Source organism: Bordetella pseudohinzii, assembly GCF_000657795.2.
Lineage (GTDB): Bacteria > Pseudomonadota > Gammaproteobacteria > Burkholderiales > Burkholderiaceae_B > Bordetella > Bordetella pseudohinzii.
Map to the genome: position 1 here is coordinate 109,910 of NZ_JHEP02000006.1, position 18,642 is coordinate 128,551.

General features: G+C 67.6%; 13 protein-coding genes. 4 read left to right on the plus strand and 9 right to left on the minus strand.

Annotated features, from left to right (window positions below):
- Positions 1-15: 15 nt before the first annotated feature.
- From L540_RS09785 to L540_RS09805, 5 genes are all read right to left on the minus strand, one after another.
- The gene (locus tag L540_RS09785) at positions 16-570 is read right to left on the minus strand and encodes a YggT family protein (protein ID WP_043209876.1); all 555 of its coding nucleotides are present in this window, start codon (positions 568-570) and stop codon (positions 16-18) included.
- Between the two features lie 161 nt (positions 571-731).
- Positions 732-1,310: a histone H1-like DNA-binding protein gene (locus tag L540_RS09790; protein WP_043209874.1), complete on the minus strand. Its 579-nt coding sequence runs from the start codon at positions 1,308-1,310 to the stop codon at positions 732-734.
- Positions 1,311-1,607: 297 nt separating this feature from the next.
- Positions 1,608-2,804, minus strand: coding sequence for a ribonucleotide-diphosphate reductase subunit beta (locus tag L540_RS09795; protein WP_043209872.1), 1,197 nt, complete (start codon positions 2,802-2,804; stop codon positions 1,608-1,610).
- A 21-nt stretch (positions 2,805-2,825) separates the two neighbouring features.
- Positions 2,826-5,753, minus strand: coding sequence for a ribonucleoside-diphosphate reductase subunit alpha (locus L540_RS09800; RefSeq protein ID WP_043209869.1), 2,928 nt, complete (start codon positions 5,751-5,753; stop codon positions 2,826-2,828).
- A 303-nt stretch (positions 5,754-6,056) separates the two neighbouring features.
- Positions 6,057-9,533 carry an indolepyruvate ferredoxin oxidoreductase family protein gene (locus tag L540_RS09805; RefSeq protein WP_043209868.1) on the minus strand — a complete coding sequence of 1,159 codons (3,477 nt, stop codon included), beginning with the start codon at positions 9,531-9,533 and terminating at the stop codon, positions 6,057-6,059.
- A 122-nt stretch (positions 9,534-9,655) separates the two neighbouring features.
- Between L540_RS09805 and L540_RS09810 the strand changes: the two genes are divergently transcribed.
- The 3 genes from L540_RS09810 (at position 9,656) to L540_RS09820 (ending at position 12,116) form a co-directional block, all read left to right on the plus strand.
- Positions 9,656-10,108 carry an Lrp/AsnC family transcriptional regulator gene (locus L540_RS09810; protein ID WP_043209866.1) on the plus strand — a complete coding sequence of 151 codons (453 nt, stop codon included), beginning with the start codon at positions 9,656-9,658 and terminating at the stop codon, positions 10,106-10,108.
- A gap of 219 nt (positions 10,109-10,327) precedes the next feature.
- On the plus strand, positions 10,328-10,843 hold the full coding sequence (locus tag L540_RS09815) for an acetyl-CoA carboxylase biotin carboxyl carrier protein (protein WP_043209864.1): 516 nt from the start codon (positions 10,328-10,330) through the stop codon (positions 10,841-10,843).
- An 82-nt stretch (positions 10,844-10,925) separates the two neighbouring features.
- Positions 10,926-12,116 carry an MFS transporter gene (locus tag L540_RS09820; protein WP_043209862.1) on the plus strand — a complete coding sequence of 397 codons (1,191 nt, stop codon included), beginning with the start codon at positions 10,926-10,928 and terminating at the stop codon, positions 12,114-12,116.
- An 18-nt stretch (positions 12,117-12,134) separates the two neighbouring features.
- On the opposite strand, the gene gltX is transcribed toward L540_RS09820, so the two are convergent.
- Positions 12,135-13,541, minus strand: a complete 1,407-nt coding sequence (gene gltX / locus L540_RS09825) for a glutamate--tRNA ligase (protein WP_043209861.1) — start codon at positions 13,539-13,541, stop codon at positions 12,135-12,137.
- Between the two features lie 133 nt (positions 13,542-13,674).
- Between gltX and L540_RS09830 the strand changes: the two genes are divergently transcribed.
- A complete protein-coding gene (locus tag L540_RS09830) occupies positions 13,675-16,161 on the plus strand; it encodes a bifunctional acetate--CoA ligase family protein/GNAT family N-acetyltransferase (protein WP_043209859.1) in 2,487 nt (828 codons plus the stop codon).
- Here L540_RS09830 and L540_RS09835 read toward each other — a convergent pair.
- Genes L540_RS09835 through L540_RS09845 form a run of 3 tightly spaced genes read right to left on the minus strand, consistent with a single transcriptional unit; the run spans position 16,158 to position 18,635 of the window.
- Complete coding sequence (locus L540_RS09835; RefSeq protein ID WP_043209857.1) at positions 16,158-16,862, minus strand: ABC transporter ATP-binding protein; 705 nt, start codon at positions 16,860-16,862, stop codon at positions 16,158-16,160. The genes L540_RS09830 and L540_RS09835 overlap by 4 nt on opposite strands.
- Positions 16,859-17,608 (minus strand): ABC transporter ATP-binding protein, encoded by a 750-nt coding sequence (locus tag L540_RS09840; protein ID WP_043209855.1) that lies wholly within the window; start codon positions 17,606-17,608, stop codon positions 16,859-16,861. Before L540_RS09840 ends, L540_RS09835 begins: the two co-directional genes overlap by 4 nt.
- Positions 17,601-18,635, minus strand: coding sequence for a branched-chain amino acid ABC transporter permease (locus L540_RS09845; RefSeq protein ID WP_197085646.1), 1,035 nt, complete (start codon positions 18,633-18,635; stop codon positions 17,601-17,603). Before L540_RS09845 ends, L540_RS09840 begins: the two co-directional genes overlap by 8 nt.
- Positions 18,636-18,642 lie beyond the last annotated feature (7 nt).

The window sequence follows — 18,642 nt, forward strand, 5'->3', positions numbered from 1 at the left end:
TTCGCTATCCGGCGTTCAGATGCCGCCGTAGGACAGCCGGGTGAGCATCATGGCCGCGATCTGCGCCAGGATGAGCAGCACCAGGGGCGAGAAGTCGATGGCGGTGCGCGGCAGGATGCGCCGGATCGGGTCCAGCAGCGGCGCGGTCAGGGTCTGCAGGAGCGCCATCAGGGGCGACATGGGATTGACCCAGGACAGCACCGCCTGGATCAGGGTCAGCCAGACAATGAGGTTCAGGGCCCAGCGCATTTCGGTGAACAGCGCGGTCAGCAGGATGCGGGGCAGGGCGCCGGCCGGGGGCAGCATGCCCACGCTGACCAGGATGACCAGCAGAAAGAACACCAGGGCGGCCAGCCAGGCGGCGAACAGGCTGGTCCAATCGACGCTGCCGGTGGCCGGAATGATCCGCCGCAAGGGCAGGATCAGCCAGTTGGTGGCCTGGTAGATGGCGCGGGCCAGCGGGTTGAAGGGATGCAGGCGCACCGCGTGCATCCAGGCGCGCAGCAGCAGGGCCGCGCCGAACAGCGTGAACAGGATGTCGATAAGGAAACGCAGGATATCGCCGATCATGGACTATCTACCGGAAGTAACGCCTTCTATTGTCGCATGATGAAGCGGAAACGCCGCGGGTTTCGTGCTGTTGCCGGCAAGATGCCCGCAGGGCATGGCAATGAAAAAGCCGCCCGGCTTGCGCCAGGCGGCTTGATGCCTACCTCAGGCTGGCGCGTCCCTTAGGGACGGCCACCCGTGGGGAAGGGCCACGACGCGGCCGGATTCAGCGCGGTCTTGGCGCCCGGGGCAGCTGCCGTGGAAGGCGGCGTGGCGGGCTTCTTGGGGGCAGCCTTCTTAGCGGCAGGCTTCTTGGCGGCAGGCTTTTTGGCCGCCGGCTTCTTGGCGGCAGCCTTCTTGACGGCCTTCTTGGCAGCAGCCTTCTTGACCGCCTTCTTGGCGACGGCCTTCTTGGCTACGGCCTTTTTGACGGCCTTCTTGGCGACAGCCTTCTTGACGGCCTTCTTGACGACAGCCTTCTTGACCGCCTTCTTGACGACAGCCTTCTTGACGGCCTTCTTGGCTACGGCCTTCTTGACGGCTTTCTTGGCGACGGCCTTCTTGACGGCCTTCTTGGCGGCTACTTTCTTGGCCGCCGGCTTCTTGGCGGCGACTTTCTTGACCGCCGGTTTCTTGGCGGCGACCTTCTTCACAGCGACCTTCTTGACCGCAGCCTTCTTGGCGGGGGCCTTCTTGGCCGCAGCCTTCTTGGCGGCGGGTTTCTTCACCGCCTTCTTGGCGGCTTTCTTGGCAGTTGCCATGGTCATGCTCCTTAGGTTCAGGGGTCCCAGAACTTAAACCCGTGTCACGGAGCGCCAACGGCGAACCGCACCCGGGCTATTCATCGGCGCATGCCACTGCCCCTTGCGGGCGGCAGTTTTTTTACGGCTTGCGCTAATGAATTCAGCACAGCCATTTGATATGGCCCCCGCATGGGCGCGAGCCATTTCAAATGGCGCCGGTAGGCGCCGGCGAACCGGCAGCCTACCGCTACGTCCTACGTGTCCGAATACACCAACCGGGAGCACAACCTTGGCGGGCCGCCGGGGCCCTGCCGACTACTCCCAGCTCAGCGTGCCGCCGGTCTGGTATTCGATCACGCGAGTTTCAAAAAAGTTGCGTTCCTTTTTCAGGTCGATCATTTCCGCCATCCACGGGAAGGGGTTTTCCTCTTGCGGATAGAGCGGCTCGATGCCGATCTGCTGGCAACGGCGGTTGGCGATGAAGCGCAGATACGACTTGAACATCGGCGCATTCAGGCCCAGCACGCCGCGCGGCATGGTGTCTTCGGCGTAAGCGTATTCGAGTTCCACCGCTTTGCGGAAGAGTTCGCGGATTTCTTCGCGGAACTCCGGCGTCCACAGATGCGGATTTTCGAGCTTGATGGTGTTGATCAGGTCGATGCCGAAATTGCAGTGCATGGATTCATCGCGCAGGATGTACATGTACTGCTCGGCCGCGCCGGTCATCTTGTTCTGCCGGCCCAGCGCCAGGATCTGGGTGAAGCCGACATAGAAGAACAGCCCTTCCATCAGGCAGGCGAATACGATCAGGGACTTCAGAAGCGTCTGGTCGGCTTCCGGGGTGCCCGTCTTGAAATTCGGATCGGCGATGGCTTCGATGAAGGGGATCAGGAACTCATCCTTGTCGCGTATCGAGGGAACCTCGTTATAGGCGTTGAAGATTTCCGATTCGTCCAGATCCAGGCTTTCGACGATGTACTGATAGGCGTGGGTGTGGATGGCTTCTTCGAAGGCCTGGCGCAGCAGGAACTGGCGGCATTCGGGGGCCGTGATGTGGCGATAGGTGCCCAGCACGATGTTGTTGGCGGCCAGCGAATCGGCCGTCACGAAGAAGCCCAGGTTGCGCTTGACGATGCGGCGCTCGTCCTCGGTCAACCCGTTGGGGTTTTTCCAGAGGGCGATGTCGCGCGACATGTTGATTTCTTGCGGCATCCAGTGGTTGGCGCAAGTGGCCAGGTATTTTTCCCAGGCCCACTTGTACTTGAACGGCACCAGCTGGTTGACGTCGGTTTCGCCGTTGATGATGCGCTTGTCGGCGACCTTCACGCGGCGAGCGGTATTGCTGCCCAGGTCGGCCGCGGATTGCGGCGCGGCCGGGGTGGGCAAGGCCGAGTCGCCAAACACGCCCGTGGCGGCGCGCACCGGTTCGGGCGCGACGCCGCCCGCGCCCGCCGCGGGGGCGGGCGTCTTGGGGGCTTGCGTGGCGAGGTTGTCGTCTTCCCAATTAAGCATGATCGAATTCTCCGAAAATCGTTACTGGCAAGCTTCGCACTCTTCGAAGCCGGGGTCTCCCGGCCGCATCGTGCAAACCGCCCCGACGATCTCGGGTTCGGGCAAAACAGGTGCTGCGGCTACGGGGGCCGTGGCGTTGTGGTTGCCAGCGCTGACGGCGTTCAGTTCGCCGCCGCGGCCCGTGGATTTCTCGGCGCTGGTGGCGCCCATGGTGCGCAGGTAGTAGGTGGTCTTCAGGCCACGCTGCCATGCGAGCTTGTAAGTGTCGTCCAACTTCTTGCCCGATGCGCCGGCCATATAGATGTTCAGCGACTGGGCCTGATCGATCCACTTCTGGCGGCGCGCGGCGCACTCGACCAGCCAGCTCGGTTCGACTTCGAACGCGGTGGCGTAGAGTTCGCGCAGTTCGGTCGGAACACGATCGATGCGGGACAGACTGCCATCGAAGTACTTGAGGTCAGCGACCATGACTTCGTCCCACAGACCGAGTTTCTTCAGATCACGAACGAGATAATCGTTTACGACCGTGAACTCGCCGGAGAGATTCGATTTAACGTACAAGTTCTGGAAAGTGGGTTCGATGCACGCAGATACGCCAATGATATTGGAAATCGTCGCGGTTGGGGCAATAGCAATGCAGTTCGAGTTGCGCATGCCATGCTCTTTGATGCGCGCGCGCAACGTATTCCAATCGAGCGAGCTCGATTCATCGACGTCGACATTGCCGCCGCGCTCATCGCGCAGCATCGCGATGGAGTCTTGCGGCAGGATGCCGCGCGACCACAGCGAACCTTCATACGATTGATAGCGGCCGCGTTCCTGGGCGAGTTCGCTGGAGGCCCAATAGGCCTGATAGCACACGGCTTCCATCGAGCGGTCGGCGAATTCGATGGCCGCTTGCGAAGCGTAGGGCACGCGCATCATGTGCAGGCAGTCCTGGAAGCCCATGATGCCCATGCCGACGGGGCGATGGCGCATATTGGAATTGCGCGCCTTCTCCACGGCGTAATAGTTGATGTCGATCACGTTGTCGAGCATGCGCATGGCGATGCCGACGGTGCGCTTGATCTTGTCGTGGTCGAGCTCGAAGCCGCCGTTGGCGGTGGGCTTCATGTGCGCGACCAGGTTCACCGAGCCGAGGTTGCAGACGGCAATTTCGGACTCATTGGTGTTCAGCGTGATCTCGGTGCAGAGATTGGAGCTGTGCACCACGCCGACGTGCTGCTGCGGCGAGCGGATGTTGCAGGGATCCTTGAACGTGATCCAGGGGTGGCCGGTCTCGAACAGCATGGACAGCATCTTGCGCCACAGCGAGATGGCCGGCATTTTCTTGAACAGCTTCAGTTCGCCGCTGGCGACCTTGGCCTCGTAGCCCAGGTAGGCGCGCTCGAACTCGCGGCCGTACTTGTCGTGCAGGTCCGGGCAGTCGGAGGGCGAGAACAGCGTCCATTCGCCGTTTTCCATCACGCGCTTCATGAACAGGTCGGGAATCCAGTTCGCCGTGTTCATGTCGTGGGTGCGGCGGCGCTCGTCGCCGGTGTTCTTGCGCAGCTCCAGGAACTCTTCGATGTCCAGGTGCCAGGTTTCGAGATAGGTGCAGACCGCGCCCTTGCGCTTGCCGCCCTGGTTGACCGCCACGGCGGTGTCGTTGACCACCTTCAGGAAGGGCACGACGCCCTGGCTTTCGCCATTGGTGCCCTTGATGTGGCTGCGCAGCGCGCGCACCGGGGTCCAGTCATTGCCCAGGCCGCCGGCGTACTTGGCCAGCAGCGCGTTTTCCTTGATGGCGTCGTAGATGCCTTCCAGGTCGTCGGAGACCGTGGTCAGGTAGCACGACGACAGCTGCGAGTGCAGCGTGCCGGAGTTGAACAGCGTCGGCGTCGAGCTCATGAAGTCGAACGAGGACAGGATCTCGTAGAACTCGATGGCGCGCGCTTCGCGGTCGGTTTCACGCAGCGCCAGGCCCATGGCCACGCGCATGAAGAAGACTTGCGGCAGTTCGATGCGCGTGCCGCGCACGTGCAGGAAGTAGCGGTCGTACAGCGTTTGCAGGCCGAGGTAGCCGAACTGCAGATCGCGGTTGGCGTCCAGGGCGCGGGCCACGCGCGGCAGGTCGAACTCGGCCAGCTTGGCGTCCAGCAGGCCGGCCTCGATGCCGCGCTGGATGAAGGCCGGGAAATACTCGGCATAGCGCTGGGCCATGTCGGCTTGCGAGACTTCCTCGCCCAGCACTTCCTTGCGGATCGTGTGCAGCAGCAGGCGGGCGGTGACCTGGCTGTAGGCCGGGTCCTTCTCGACCAGGGCGCGGGCGGCCAGGATGGCGGACTTGAAGACCTCGTCGACCGGCACGCCGTCGTACAGATTTTTGACCGTTTCCTTCAGGATGGCTTCGGTGTCGATGAACTCGGTCAGGCCCACGCCGGCGGCCTCGATGGTGGCGCGCAGCTGCGCCATGTCCAGCGGGCGGCGCGCGCCGTTGTCGGTGACGTTGAGCGAGACTTCCTGGACGGCGGGGGCGGCCTTGTCCAGCACCTCGGCGGCGGCGGCGCGCTCTTGGGCGCGGCGTTCGCGGTACAGCACGTAGGAGCGGGCGACGTCATGCTGGCCCGAGCGCATCAGCGACAGCTCGACCTGGTCCTGCACGTCTTCAATATGGAAGGTGCCGCCGCTGGGGCGGTTGCGCACCAGGGCGTTGACCACCTGGGCCGTCAATTGCTCGACGAGTTCGCGCACGCGCGCCGAGGCGGCGCCCTGGCCGCCATTGACCGCCAGGAAGGCCTTGGTCATGGCGATGGCGATCTTGCCCGGCTCAAAGCCCACCACCGAGCCATTGCGGCGGATCAGGTTGTAACTGGCCCATTGGCCGGCCGGGCCGGTATTGGCGGGGTTTTCGTTGGATTCGGGCGGCACGGCCGTGGGCCGAGTCACAGAGGCGATCGTAGTCTGCATGGAAGCTCCTGTGCGAATAGCGGAAACGGGACATGGCCGAGCCATGTCGGAACAAAAAGAATTCGGTGTGAGGGGGGCAAAAAACCAGGACGTGCCGTCCTGAGACCGTGGTCAGCGGGTCAACAGCTGATGAAATCGACCACAAGATATAGTGTACCACCCCCTCGCATGGCACTAATTCTAGTGAGGGTCCGTACGGTGAACAAGACTGGCCTGACGCGAAGTTCAAATTTAGTTGTTACAAAATGCGAGGGGCGCGCCGATCAAGGCGCGCCCGCCGAAGTGCTTGCTCAGCGCCAGGTTTTATGCGCTTCTCCGGACCTCGGTCGGCGCAAAATCAGGCTGCTCATAGCTTTCCAGCAGGCGGTCGCGCTCCTGCCGGAAGCGCGCCGCCGCGGCGGCCTTGATATGGCCATAACCGCGCACGGTTTCGGCAAGGGCAGCGATTGTAGCCGCAGCGCCGATCTTGTCCACCGACAGGCCGGCCAGCAGGCGTCGGACCAGCGCCTCATATTCGCCGACGAGGGCGCGCTCCATGCGGCGCTCGGCCGTATAGCCGAAAGGATCGGCCCAAGTGCCGCGCAGGCGCTTGCCGCGGGCCAGCCAACGCAGCGCCGCGAGGGTGCGCGGGCCCAGGGCCATCTTGCGCGGCACGCCGGTGCGCGGGTCCTTGCGGGCCAGCAGCGGCGGCGCCATATGGAAGCGCAGCCGATAGCCGCCTTCGAACTGTTCGGCCAGCTGCGCGGCGAAGCCGCCGTCGGTGTAGAGGCGGGCGACTTCGTATTCGTCCTTGTAGGCCATGAGCTTGAACAGGCCGCGCGCCACCGCCAGCGCCAGCCGGGATGAACCGGCGTCCAGGGCGCGCTCGCGCGCGGCCACGGCTTCGACCAGCTGGCGGTAGCGCGCCGCATAAGCGGCGTCCTGATAGGCCGTCAGGTCGGCCACGCGCCGCGCCACGGCGTCTTCCAGGCGTTCGGGCCGATGCAGCGCGATGACCTGGGCGGGCGGCCGCAGCGCGAAGTCCAGCGCCTGGGGCGCATGGGCGGCCAGGCGGCCGGCGTCGAAGGCCGCCCGATTGCTGGCCACGGCCACGCCGTTGAGCTCGATGGCCCGCGTGAGGGCATCCAGCGTCAGCGGCACGTCGCCCCGCTGCCAGGCATAGCCCAGCAGGAAGATATTGGACAGGATGCTGTCGCCGAACAGCGTCAGCGCGGCGCCGTGCGCGTCCAGCGCGGCGGTCTGGCCGGCGCCGGCCGCATGGCGGATTTTCTCCAGCAGCGCCTCGCCCCGCAGGGGGACATCGGGCTGGCGCGTGAAATCCGACACCGGCGCGACATAGGTATTGGCGGTCACGCGGCTATGGCCGCGGCGCAGCGTGCCCAGCGCCTCGGGGGCGACGGCGGCCACCGGGTCGCAGAGGATGGCGGCGTCGGCCTGCTGCCAGTCCAGCCGCGCCGGACCGGCCGGCGTGCCCGCCGGCGCGAGTCGGATGTGGCTGATGACGGTGCCGCCTTTCTGCGCCAGGCCGGTCAGGTCCAGCACCGAGGCCGACAGGCCCTGCAGATGCGCGGCCATGGAGACCAGCGCGCCGATGGTGATGACGCCCGTGCCGCCCATGCCGGCGACCAGCAGGCGGTAGGGCGCATGCAGCGGGGCGATGGCCGGCAGGGGCAATTCGCCCAGCCTGGCCTGCCAATCGGCCTGGCCGGCCGCGCGGCGCTTGCGCGGCTGGCCGCCTTCGACCGACACAAAGCTGGGACAGAAGCCTTCGGCGCAGGCGTAGTCCTTGTTGCAGCTGGACTGGTCCACGGCGCGCTTGCGGCCATAAGGGGTTTCCAGCGGCACGATGGACAGGCAGTTGGACTGCGTGCCACAGTCGCCGCAGCCTTCGCAGACCGCGCTATTGATGAAGAGGCGCCGCGCCGGGTCGGGGAAGGTCTTTTTCTTGCGGCGGCGGCGCTTTTCGGCCGCGCAGGTCTGGTCATGGATGAGGACGGTGACGCCCGGGGTGGCGCGCAATTCGCGCTGCAGGGCGTCGAGTTCGCGGCGATGATGCACGGCGATGCCGGGGCCGAGGTCGATGCCGCGGTATTTTTCCGGTTCGTCGGTGGTGACGACGATGCGGGCGACATGCTCGCCGCGCAGCTGCTGGCAGATCTGCGGCACCGAGATGGGGCCGTCCACCGGCTGCCCGCCCGTCATGGCCACGGCATCGTTGAACAGGATTTTGTAGGTGATGTTGGCGCGCGCGGCCACGGCTTGGCGGATCGCCAGATAGCCGGAGTGGTAATAGGTGCCTTCGCCCATGTTCTGGAACACATGGGGCGATTCGATATAGGGCGCCACGCCAATCCAGTCCACGCCTTCGCCGCCCATCTGGGTCAGGCCGCCGGTCTCGCGGTCCATCCAGGCGGCCATGTAATGGCAGCCCACGCCCGAGCGCGCCTGGCTGCCTTCCGGCACCTTGGTCGAGCTGTTGTGCGGACAGCCGGAGCAGAAATACGGGCGCCGCCGCATGCCATCGGCCTCGTTGGACAAGGCCTGGGCACAGGCGAAGGCGGCGGTGTCCGCGCCCAGGGCCAGGCCGGCGGTGCGCCGCAGCCAATCGGCCAGCGGCGCGGCCAGGATGGAGGGCCGCAGCTGTCCGGCGGCCGGGATGAGGGGGGCGCCGTCGAACCCCTGTTTGCCGCAGACCGAGGGACGCTCGTCGCGGTTGTAGAGCAGGTCCTTGATCTGCGCCTCGACGATGCCGTCTTTTTCTTCGATGACCAGGATATGGCGCAGGCCCCGCGCGAAGGCCAGCAGGCGTTCGCGCTCCAGCGGCCAGACCAGGCCGGGTTTGTAGATGCGGACCTGGGCGGTGTCCACGCCCAGGCGGGCCAGCGCTTCCATGGCGTCCAGATGGGCCTTGCCCGCGGTGACGATGCCGACGGTCGCGCCGGGGGCGGGCGAAATCAGCTTGTCTATGCTGTGGCGCGCGGCAAAGGCGGCCACGGCGCGCAGGCGGCGCGCCATGCGCGCCTCGATGGCGGGCGACAGGAAGTCGCTGGCGTTGTATTCGCGCCCGGCCGCGTCCGCGTCCTCGGGCATGTCATAGCGCGCCGCGGGCCGGGCCTCGAAAGACTGGCCGGTCTCCACCGACTCGGACGTCACCTTGAACGCCACCCAGGCGCCGCTGTGGCGCGACAGCGCCCAGCCCCAGAGCGCGAAGGTCTCGTACTCGTCGATGGAAGCCGGATGCACGATGGGCACATGCCAGCCGATGAGCGAGGTTTCGCTGGCATGCGGAATGGAGGAGGAGACGGCCGTGTGGTCATCGCCCACCACCATCAGCACGCCGCCGTGGCGCGACGCGCCGGCCGCGTGGCCGTGATGCAGGGCGTCGCCGGCGCGATCCAGCCCCGGGCCCTTGCCGTACCACATGGCGTAGACGCCATCGACCTTGCGGTCGGCGCGCGCGCCGACCTGTTGCGTGCCCATGACGGCGGTGGCGGCCAGGTCTTCGTTGATCGCCGGCAGAAAGGTGATCTGGTGGGCGTCCAGCGCCTTTTGCGCCTTCCACATGGCCATGTCCACCCCGCCCAGGGGCGAGCCGCGATAGCCGGAGACAAAGCCGGCGGTATTGAGGCCCCGCTCGCGGTCGGCCCGGCGCTGCGCGAGCATGATGCGCACCAGGGCCTGGGTGCCGGTCAGGAAAATGCGTCCCTGGCCGCGGCTGAGGTTGTCTCCGAGTTGATAGTCCAGGTCGATGGGGTGATCGACCGCGGGGGTGCCGTCCATGAGCGCTCCTGTATTTCGATCATGATAGAAGCGCGGCGATACCGGTTTATTGCGTTATTGGATCGTGAATTCCCTATAATTTGAAATAAACATTTCGTTTAGAGAAGAGGAGAAGAGACAAGATGGATAAAACCGATATCGCCATCCTGCGCGCGCTGCAGGAGGACGGCCGCGCCTCGGCCCAACAGTTGTCCGAACAGGTGGGGCTGTCGCCCGCGCCGGTGTGGCGGCGGGTCAAGGCGCTGGAGTCGGCCGGCGTGATCCAGGGTTATAGCGCCCAGGTCGATCGCAGCAAGGTGGGGCTGGGCGGCTGCATGTTCGCGCAGATCAGCCTGGAGCGGCATTCGGCCGAGACCGTGGCCAATTTCGAGCGCTCGGTGCGCGACGCGCCCGAGATTCTGGAGTGCTATTCGGTGACGGGTGATTCGGATTTCTTGCTCAAGATCCTGGTCGAGAGCCCCGAGGAGTACGACCGCTTTCTGCATCGTTTTCTGTTCAACCTGCCCGGCATCCGCCAGACGCGCAGCATCGTGGCGCTGCGCGAGATCAAGCACGAGGTCCGGCTGCCGCTCTAGCGCCCGGCCGGCCTCTATATATAGAGAGGGTGCTTTCAGAAACAGCTGTAACGCCCCGGCTTGCCGTTGTTTTGCGACCATGAGTGTTGCGCAAATGCACTAGCCCGCGCCTGCGCATTGCATTGTGCCCGGCCGCTCTTTAGAGTGCCTGCAGTCGCCGCCGGAGCATGGAAATGCGCGCGCGACGGATCCTGCTGGGGAGTTCCTGAGGAAGTCATGATGTATTCGTATGTGTCGTTCGCGCGCGCCGTTTGCGGCGGCCTGATCGTGGGGGCGGCGCTGGCTGGTTGCGCCGCCAAGAAGGGCACCGGCGCCGAGGCGCCGGCTCAATCCGCCGCGCCCAAGCCGGTGGCGTGCACCCCGGCCGGGGCCGACAGCCCCATGGTGGGGACCTGGTATTCGGTATCGCGTCCGCGCGGCTTTGCCGGCGATCTCCAGACGCTGACCGTGCTGTCGGCCGACGGCAGCATGACGTATGAAACCCAGCTCAAGGTCGGCAAGCGCATCCGCCCGGCGCTGCGCGAAAGCGGCTGTTGGAACGTGGCCAATGGCGTCTACACCCAGCGCACCACCAAATCCAATGGCGAACCGGTCGATGCCGAGGATCCCATCTATCAAACGCGCTACCAGGTGCAAAGCGTGGACCGCTCGCGCCTGGTGCTGCGCGAACTGAAGCCCGACGGCCAGCAGCTCACCGCGCGCCGCATGCAGCCGGGTTACCGCATGCCCAACTAAGGCCTGCCAGGGCCGCGGGCGCGGGGTCGCCAGGGGCCGGCGCTTGGAGTAAGGTTGCGGACTTTCTCCCAGTCTCGCCGCCATGACCACCGCCTATTCCGAGGGTCGAGCCATCGCCCTGCTGGCGCTGGCCGCTTTTGCCAGCGCCAGCGCCTTTCGCATTTGCGATCCCATGCTGCCCCAGTTGGCGCAGGAGTTTTCCACCACCACCGGGCAGGCCGGCCACGCGGTCACCGCCTTTGCCGTGGCCTATGGCCTGTTGCAGATGTTCTTCGGCCCGGTGGGCGACCGCTACGGCAAGTACCGGGTGATCTGCCTGGCGACCTTTGCCTGCGCCATCGGCAGCGCCGGCGCGGCCATGGCCGACAGCCTGGACATGCTGGTCATCTGCCGCATGCTCTCCGGCGCGGCGGGGGCGGGCATCGTGCCCTTGTCCATGGCCTGGATCGGCGACAACGTGCCGTATGAGCGCCGCCAGGCCACGCTGGCGCGTTTCCTGACCGGCACCATCCTGGGCATGGCGGCCGGCAGCCTGGCCGGCGGCCTGTTCGCCGACACCATAGGCTGGCGTTCGGCCTTCCTGGTGCTGGTGGGCGGCTATCTCGTGGTCGGCCTCTTGCTGTGGGCCGAGCTGCGGCGGCAGCAGGCGCTGGGCCTGGCCGGACAGGGACGCGCGGGCGGGCAGGGTTTCCTGGCGCAGGCGCGGCGCGTCTGGGGCGTGCGCTGGGCGCGCGTGGTCCTGGCGACGGTGTTCATCGAGGGCCTGCTGGTCTTCGGCACGCTGGCGTTCGCGCCGGCCTATCTGCATGCCCGCTTCGATGTTTCGCTGACGATGGCCGGCGCCCTGGTGGCGCTCTATGCGGTCGGCGGGATGATGTACACCTTCGTGGCCGGCGCCGTGCTGCGCCGCCTGGGCGAGCGCGGCCTGGCCTTGGCCGGCGGCCTGGTGCTGTGCCTGGCTTTCCTGGTCTACCTGCTGGGCCCGGCCTGGGGCTGGGCCGTCCTGGCCAGCGCGCTGGCCGGCTTCGGCTACTACCTGCTGCACGCCACCTTGCAGACCAATGCCACCCAGATGGTGCCCGATGCGCGCGGCACGGCGGTGGCCTGGTTCGCGTCCTGCCTCTTCATGGGGCAGGCGGCCGGCGTGGCGCTGGCTGGCGTCATGGTCGACGCGGTGGGGGCGCAGGCCCTGTTCGCCTCGGCGGCGCTGGGCCTGCCCCTGCTGGGCCTGTGTTTCGCCCGGGCCCTGGCCCGGCGGCCGGCGGCCGCCTGAGTGCGGAGCCGGCCGGGATCAGGCCGGCAGCTTGGCCAGGCGTTCGAGCACGGCGTCCTTGCCCAGCAGCGCCAGCACCGCGTCCACGGCCGGCGTCTGGGCGCGGCCGGCGACGGCCACGCGCAGCGGGATGGCCAGCTGCGGCATCTTCAGGCCGCGTTCGGCCAGTTGCGCCTTGATCAGGGCCGAGAGGGCCTCGCGCGTCCATTCGGTGCCGGCGGCGGCGGCGGCAAAGCCGGCCAGCGCCTCGCGGGCGGCCGGCGTCAGGTGCTGGGCGACCAGTTCGGCCGGCGCCGGCTGGAAGGGGCCGCAGAACAGCATGGCGTCATCGGCCAGCTGCTCCAGGGTTTCGGCGCGGTCCTTGAACAGGCCGATGATCTCGGGCAGGTCGGCGCGCGAGGCGTCGCCGCCGCGCTTGGCGATGCGGGGCGCCACGCGGCGCGCCAGCTCGGCGTTGTCCATGCCCTTGATGTGGTGGGCGTTGACCCAGTTCAGCTTCTTGGGGTCCCACTGGGAGGGCGACTTGGACAGGTGGCGGGTGTCGAACCATTCGACGAATTCCTCGCGGCCAAACAGCTCGGCGTCGCCGTGGCTCCAGCCCAGGCGCGCCAGGTAGTTGACCATGGCCTCGGGCAGATAGCCCTGGTCGTCGTAGTCCATGACATTGACCGCGCCATGGCGCTTGGACAGCTTCAGGCCGTCGGGGCCGAGAATCATGGGCACGTGGCCGTATTGGGGCACCTCGGCGCCCAGCGCCTTGAGGATGTTGATCTGGCGCGGCGTGTTGTTGACGTGGTCGTCGCCCCGGATCACGTGGGTCATGCCCATGTCCCAGTCGTCGACCACCACGCAGAAGTTATAGGTGGGGGTGCCGTCGGGACGGGCGATGATCAGGTCGTCGAGTTCGCTGTTGTCGAAGCTGACCGGGCCCTTGACCATGTCGTCCCAGGCCGTCACGCCGCTTTGCGGATTCTTGAAGCGGATCACCGGCTTGCGGCCTTCGGGGATGGGGGGCAGCACCTTGCCGGGCTCGGGGCGCCAGGTGCCGTCATAGCGGGGCTTTTCGCCCTTGGCGCGCGCGGCCTCGCGCATGGCCTCGACTTCTTCGGGGGTGCTGTAGCAGTGATAGGCGGTGCCGGCGGCCAGCATGTCCTTCAGGACCTCGGCGTAGCGGTCCAGGCGCTTCATTTGGTAGAAGGGGCCTTCGTCGGGCTGCATGCCCAGCCACTCCATGCTGTCGAGGATGGCCTGCACGGCCGCATCGGTCGAGCGCTCCACGTCGGTGTCTTCGATGCGCAGCACGAACACACCCTTGTTGTGGCGGGCGAAAGCCCAGGAGAAGAGCGCGGTGCGCGCGCCGCCCAGGTGCAGAAAGCCGGTGGGCGAGGGGGCGAAGCGGGTACGGACGGGTTTTGCGGAAGTCATAGGCCGGTATTGGCGCCGCGTTGGCCGCGGCGGCCCTCCATGAAAAGTGGCGCGTGCTGCGCGCTGGCCGCCATGGATGGCGGGCAGGTTGTATTGTTACGATGACAGCATTTTAGAATAGTGCCAAATCCCGATGCTCCGACACGTGCTTGCACCGCTTTTCGAGCCCCGGTCCTTGCTGATCGTGGCCGATCGGACTCTCCCCGCCGCTTCGGTGCTGCCGGGGGCCCTGCGCTCTCGGACCACCATGATAGACAGCCCGCCGGGCCAGGCGCCGGAGCTGCCCGAGCGCTGCAACGGTCTGGAAGACGGCGAGCGGGTGGATCTGGCCCTGGTGTGCGTGTCCCCGGCCGTGCTGCCCGAGACGCTGCGCCGCCTGGCCCGCCTGGCGCCGCGCGGGCTCATCCTGCTGCCCCACGAACTGCCCGATCCCTACCCCCGGGGCACCCTGGCCCTGTGCGAGGCCTGGGCGCGCGAGCATCATTGCCAGCTGCTGGGGCCGCGCTCCTTTGGCGCGCAGCGCCCGCATGCCGGGCTCAATCTCAGCCAGCATCCGACGCTGGCCCGCGCCGGGCGCGTGGCCCTGGTGGCGCAGTCGCGCTCCATCATGGCGGCCGTGATGGACTGGGCCGAGGATGTGCACATCGGCTTCTCCCTGGCGGTGTCGCTGGGCGACGAGGCCGTGGTGGGCCTGTCCGAGGTGCTGGACTTTCTCGCCAGCGATCCGCGCACCGACAGCATCGTGCTCTACCTGGAAAACATCGGGCCGGCTCGCGAGTTCATGAGCGCCCTGCGCGCGGCGGCCAGCGTCAAGCCGGTCATTGTGCTCAAGGCCGGGCGCGGCGAGCCCGGCGGCGCCGACGCGGTCTTCGATGCCGCCTTGCGCCGGGCGGGGGCGGTGCGCGTGCGTTACTTCGTGCAGCTCTTCTCGGCGGTCAAGGTGCTGGGTTATGCCCGGCGTCCGCGAGGCCGCCGCGTGGCGCTGCTGTCCAATGGCAGCGGGCCGCCGCAGCTCGCCCTCGATCTGATCGGCCCGGAGGCGGCCGTGCTCAAGGCCGAACTGTCGCCGGCCACGCAGCGCACGCTGGCCGGCCTGCTGGAGCCCGACGCCCCGGCCGGCAATCCGGTCATCACCTATCCGCCGCTCACCCCCGAGCGCCTGCAGCAATTGCTGGACTGCCTGATCGATGACACGGGCGTGGACGGGGTGCTGGTGCTGCTGGCGCCCGACGCGCTGGCCGATATGCCGGCCGTGGCGCGCCAGCTGGCGCAGTTCGCGCCCAAGGCGCGCAAGCCGGTGGTCAGCTGTTTCATGGGCGATGCCGGCATGCGGCCGCTGCGGCGCATGCTCGATGACGCCGGCACCCCGGCCTTTCGCACGCCCGAGTCCGCCGCCGACGCCTTCGGCGTGCTGGCCACCCACTATTACAACCAGCAGCTGCTTCTGCAGACTCAGCCGCCCGAGCCGCCTGGCCGCCTGCCCGACATGGCGGCCGCGCGCGCCGTGATCGCCGCCGCCCGCGAGGCGGGCCGGCTTGAGCTGACCCCGGCGGAGTGCCGCGCGCTGCTGGATGCGTTTCATGTGCCGCTGCGCGACGGCCCCCTGGACGTGCGTCCGGTCGAGCCCGAATCGCGGCCCATGGCCATCCGCGTGCGCACGGACGCCAAGTTCGGTCCGGTGATCCGCTTCGGCGCGGGCGGCCCCGATGCCTTGCTGTCGGTGGCCGAGCGCGGCATGGACCTGCCGCCCCTGAATAACTTCCTCGCCCGCCAGCTGATCGAGCGCAGCCGCATCTGGCGCCGGGTGCTGGCGCCGCAGGTCAGCAATGCCGCCACCGAGGCCTTGCAGCATGCCCTGGTGCAGGTCTCCGAACTGGTTTCCGAGATGCCGGACATCCAGTCGCTGGACATCGATCCGCTCTATGCCGGCGAAAGCCGGCTGCGCGCCGGCGGGCTGCGCATGACGCTGACCGAGACCCCGGCCTGCGCCTCGCCGCAGACCTCGGGCTATCCGCATATGGCCATCCATCCCTATCCGGCGCGCCTGGTGCAGATGCGCCGCTTCGAGGATGGCACGCCCTGGGTGATCCGCCCCATCCGTCCCGAGGATGGCGAGCCCTTGCAGGAATTCATCCGCGGCTTGTCGGAGCGCTCGCGCTATATGCGCTTCGTGTCCATGATGCGCGAGCTGACGCCGCGCATGGTGGCCCGCTACACCCAGGTGGACTATCACCGCGAGCTGGCGCTGGTGGCGGCCACCCAGCTTCCCAATCCCGCCAACCGGGGGCATCCGCGCGAGGTCATCATCGGTTTCGCGCACTATCTGCGCAATCCGGATGGGCGCGGCGCGGAGTACGCCCTGGTGATCGGCGATGACTGGCAGCGCCGGCGCCTGGGCGGCCAGCTCATGAGCGCGCTTATCGCCGAGGCGCGCGAACAGGGGCTGGAGTACATCGATGGCCTGGTGCTCTCGACCAACCGGCCCATGCTCACGCTCATGACGCGGCTGGGCTTCACCAACGATCCCGACCCGGAGGATCCGACCATGCGCCGGGTCTGGCTGTCCCTGCGGCCGGATCCGGAGGCCGCCATCAAGGCCGGCGAGGACGGGCCAGACTAGACGCCGAGATAGCGGGTGAGCAGATGGGGCTGGCGGGCGAATCCGGCGCTGTCCCCGCCTTCGACCAGCCGGCCTTTTTCCATCACCACGCAGCGGTCGGTGTGGGCCAGCACGGCGCGGAAATTGCGGTCGACCACCAGGGTGGACATGCCCGAGGCGCGGATCAGGGCGATGATGCTCCAGATCTCGGCCACGATGAGCGGCGCCAGGCCTTCGGTGGCTTCGTCGAGGATGAGCAGGTCGGGATTGGTCATCAAGGCGCGCCCGATGGCCAGCATCTGCTGTTCGCCGCCGGAGAGCTGGTGGCCGCCATGGTCCAGCCGCTCCGCAAGCCGCGGAAAGGTGCGCAGCACGCGCGCGTAATCCCAGGACCGGTGCTTGCCGGGCCGGGCCGCCACCAGCAGGTTTTCGCGCACGCTCAGGTTGGGGAAGATGCCCCGGCCTTCCGGCACATAGGCCAGGCCCATGCGCGCCACCGCATGGGGCGCGGCGGCGGGACGGCCCTGCACGGCGACCGATCCGCGCGTGGGCCGCAGCAGCCCGGCCAGGGTGCGGATCAGCGTGGTCTTGCCCATGCCATTGCGTCCCAGCAGGCCGACGGACTCTCCGGCCTGGATCGCCAGGTCCACGCCGCGCAGCACATGGCTGGCGCCATAGTGCACATGCAGGTCCTGGGCCTGCACCAGCGTATTGGCGCTCATGCCTGTTCTCCCAGATAGGCGGTCTGCACCTGCGGGTCGGCGCGCACCGCGGCCGGGTCGCCGCTGGCGAGCACCGTGCCGTTGACCATGACGGTCACCCGGTCGGCCACGCGGAAGACGGCGTCCATATCGTGCTCGACCAGCAGGATGGCGTGATCGGCCTTCAGGGTCTGCAGCAGTTCGAGAATGCGCCCGGTTTCTTCCGGACCCATGCCGGCCAGGGGTTCGTCCAGCAGCAGCACGGAGGGCGTGCCGGCCAGGCACATGGCGATCTCCAGCTGCCGCTTATGCCCATGGGGCAGGAGACCGGCCGGGCGATCGGCCGCCTGGCGCAGGCCCGTGCGCGACAGCGCCGCGTCGGCCTGGCCCGCGCTGTGCGGGCAGTCGGCGGCCCGGGCCGTCCAGCGCCAGAAGCGCTGGCGGCGCGATTGCGCCGCCAGGCGGCAGTTCTCGAAGACGCTCAGGGACGGGAAGATGGTGGAGCGTTGGTAGGTCCGGCCCAGGCCGGCCTGGGCGCGCCGGGGCTGGGACCAGGCGCTCACGTCCTTGCCGTCCAGCGTCACGCTGCCCGAGCTGGCCGCCAGCTCGCCGGACAGGATGTTGATGAGGGTGGATTTGCCGGCGCCATTGGTGCCGATGACGGCATGCACGGCGCCGCGCGGCAGCTCCAGCGATACGCCGTTGACGGCGACCAGGCCGCCGAAGCGGCGCGTGATGTCGCGCGCGCGCAGCAGGATGTCAGGCATGGGAGTCTCCCGAGACGGGCAGCGTGTCGCCGGCGGCCTGGTCCGCCGCCGGCTTGCGGCGGAACTGGCCGGCCAGGCCGATGAGGCCTTGGGGCAGCCAGGCCACCAGGGCGATGATGGACAGCCCCAGGGGCAGGTGCCAGTGATCGGCGAACCCGCCAAAGATCTCCTGGGATTGAAAGACCTCCTGCAGGAGCAGCAAGGCGGCCGCGCCCAGCACCGCGCCGCCCTGGCGGGTCTGGCCGCCCAGGATGACCATGAGCAGCACCAGCGCCGATTGCTCCCAGGCCAGCAGCTCCGGCGTGACAAAGCCGTCTTTCAGGGCATAGAGAAAGCCCGCCAGGCCGGCCAGCACGGCGGCGATGACATAGGCGGCCAGCTTGTAGGGATAGCTGGCATAGCCGGCGGCGCGCATGCGCTGTTCATTGATGCCGATGCCGGTCAGGGCCGCGCCGAACGGCGAGCGCCGCAACAGCGCCAGGAAGATCCACGCCGCCGCCAGGCAGCCCAGCACAAAGAAGTAAAAGCTGCGGGCCTCGCTCAGATCGAAGGGCAGCCAGCCGCCGATGGCCGGTTCGGGCCGGAAGTAAAGATAGATGCCGTCGCTGCCGCCGCCCAGCTTGGTGTCGTGCATGACGTAATACGCCATTTGCGAGAAGGCCAGCGTCACCATGATGAAGTAGATGCCCTTGGTGCGCAGCGCCAGGGCGCCGGTGACCAGGGCATAGAGGCCGGCGGCGGCCAGCGCGGCCGGCAGCAGCCACCACAGCGAGGCCGCCGAGCCGGCCGGCGAGAGCAGGGCGGCGGCATAGGCGCCCAGGCCGAAGAAGGCGGCCTGCCCGAGACTGACCAGCCCGGCGCTGCCCACCAGCAATTGCAGGCCGAGCGCGAAGATGCTGTAGATCATGATCTTCAGCGCCAGGCCGGTGTAGTAGTCGCCGCCGATGAAGGCGAAGGCGGCCAGGGCCAGCAGGCAGAGCAGGGGCAGAGCCTGGCGCGCGACGCGCAGCGATGATGAATGCGACATGCGGCCC

Coding starts and splice junctions, on each gene's coding strand:
- L540_RS09785 (WP_043209876.1), bottom strand. CDS start 570: ATGATCGGCGATATCCTGCGTTTCCTTATCGACATCCTGTTCACGCTG.
- L540_RS09790 (WP_043209874.1), bottom strand. CDS start 1,310: ATGGCAACTGCCAAGAAAGCCGCCAAGAAGGCGGTGAAGAAACCCGCC.
- L540_RS09795 (WP_043209872.1), bottom strand. CDS start 2,804: ATGCTTAATTGGGAAGACGACAACCTCGCCACGCAAGCCCCCAAGACG.
- L540_RS09800 (WP_043209869.1), bottom strand. CDS start 5,753: ATGCAGACTACGATCGCCTCTGTGACTCGGCCCACGGCCGTGCCGCCC.
- L540_RS09805 (WP_043209868.1), bottom strand. CDS start 9,533: ATGGACGGCACCCCCGCGGTCGATCACCCCATCGACCTGGACTATCAA.
- L540_RS09810 (WP_043209866.1), top strand. CDS start 9,656: ATGGATAAAACCGATATCGCCATCCTGCGCGCGCTGCAGGAGGACGGC.
- L540_RS09815 (WP_043209864.1), top strand. CDS start 10,328: ATGTATTCGTATGTGTCGTTCGCGCGCGCCGTTTGCGGCGGCCTGATC.
- L540_RS09820 (WP_043209862.1), top strand. CDS start 10,926: ATGACCACCGCCTATTCCGAGGGTCGAGCCATCGCCCTGCTGGCGCTG.
- gltX (WP_043209861.1), bottom strand. CDS start 13,541: ATGACTTCCGCAAAACCCGTCCGTACCCGCTTCGCCCCCTCGCCCACC.
- L540_RS09830 (WP_043209859.1), top strand. CDS start 13,675: ATGCTCCGACACGTGCTTGCACCGCTTTTCGAGCCCCGGTCCTTGCTG.
- L540_RS09835 (WP_043209857.1), bottom strand. CDS start 16,862: ATGAGCGCCAATACGCTGGTGCAGGCCCAGGACCTGCATGTGCACTAT.
- L540_RS09840 (WP_043209855.1), bottom strand. CDS start 17,608: ATGCCTGACATCCTGCTGCGCGCGCGCGACATCACGCGCCGCTTCGGC.
- L540_RS09845 (WP_197085646.1), bottom strand. CDS start 18,635: ATGTCGCATTCATCATCGCTGCGCGTCGCGCGCCAGGCTCTGCCCCTG.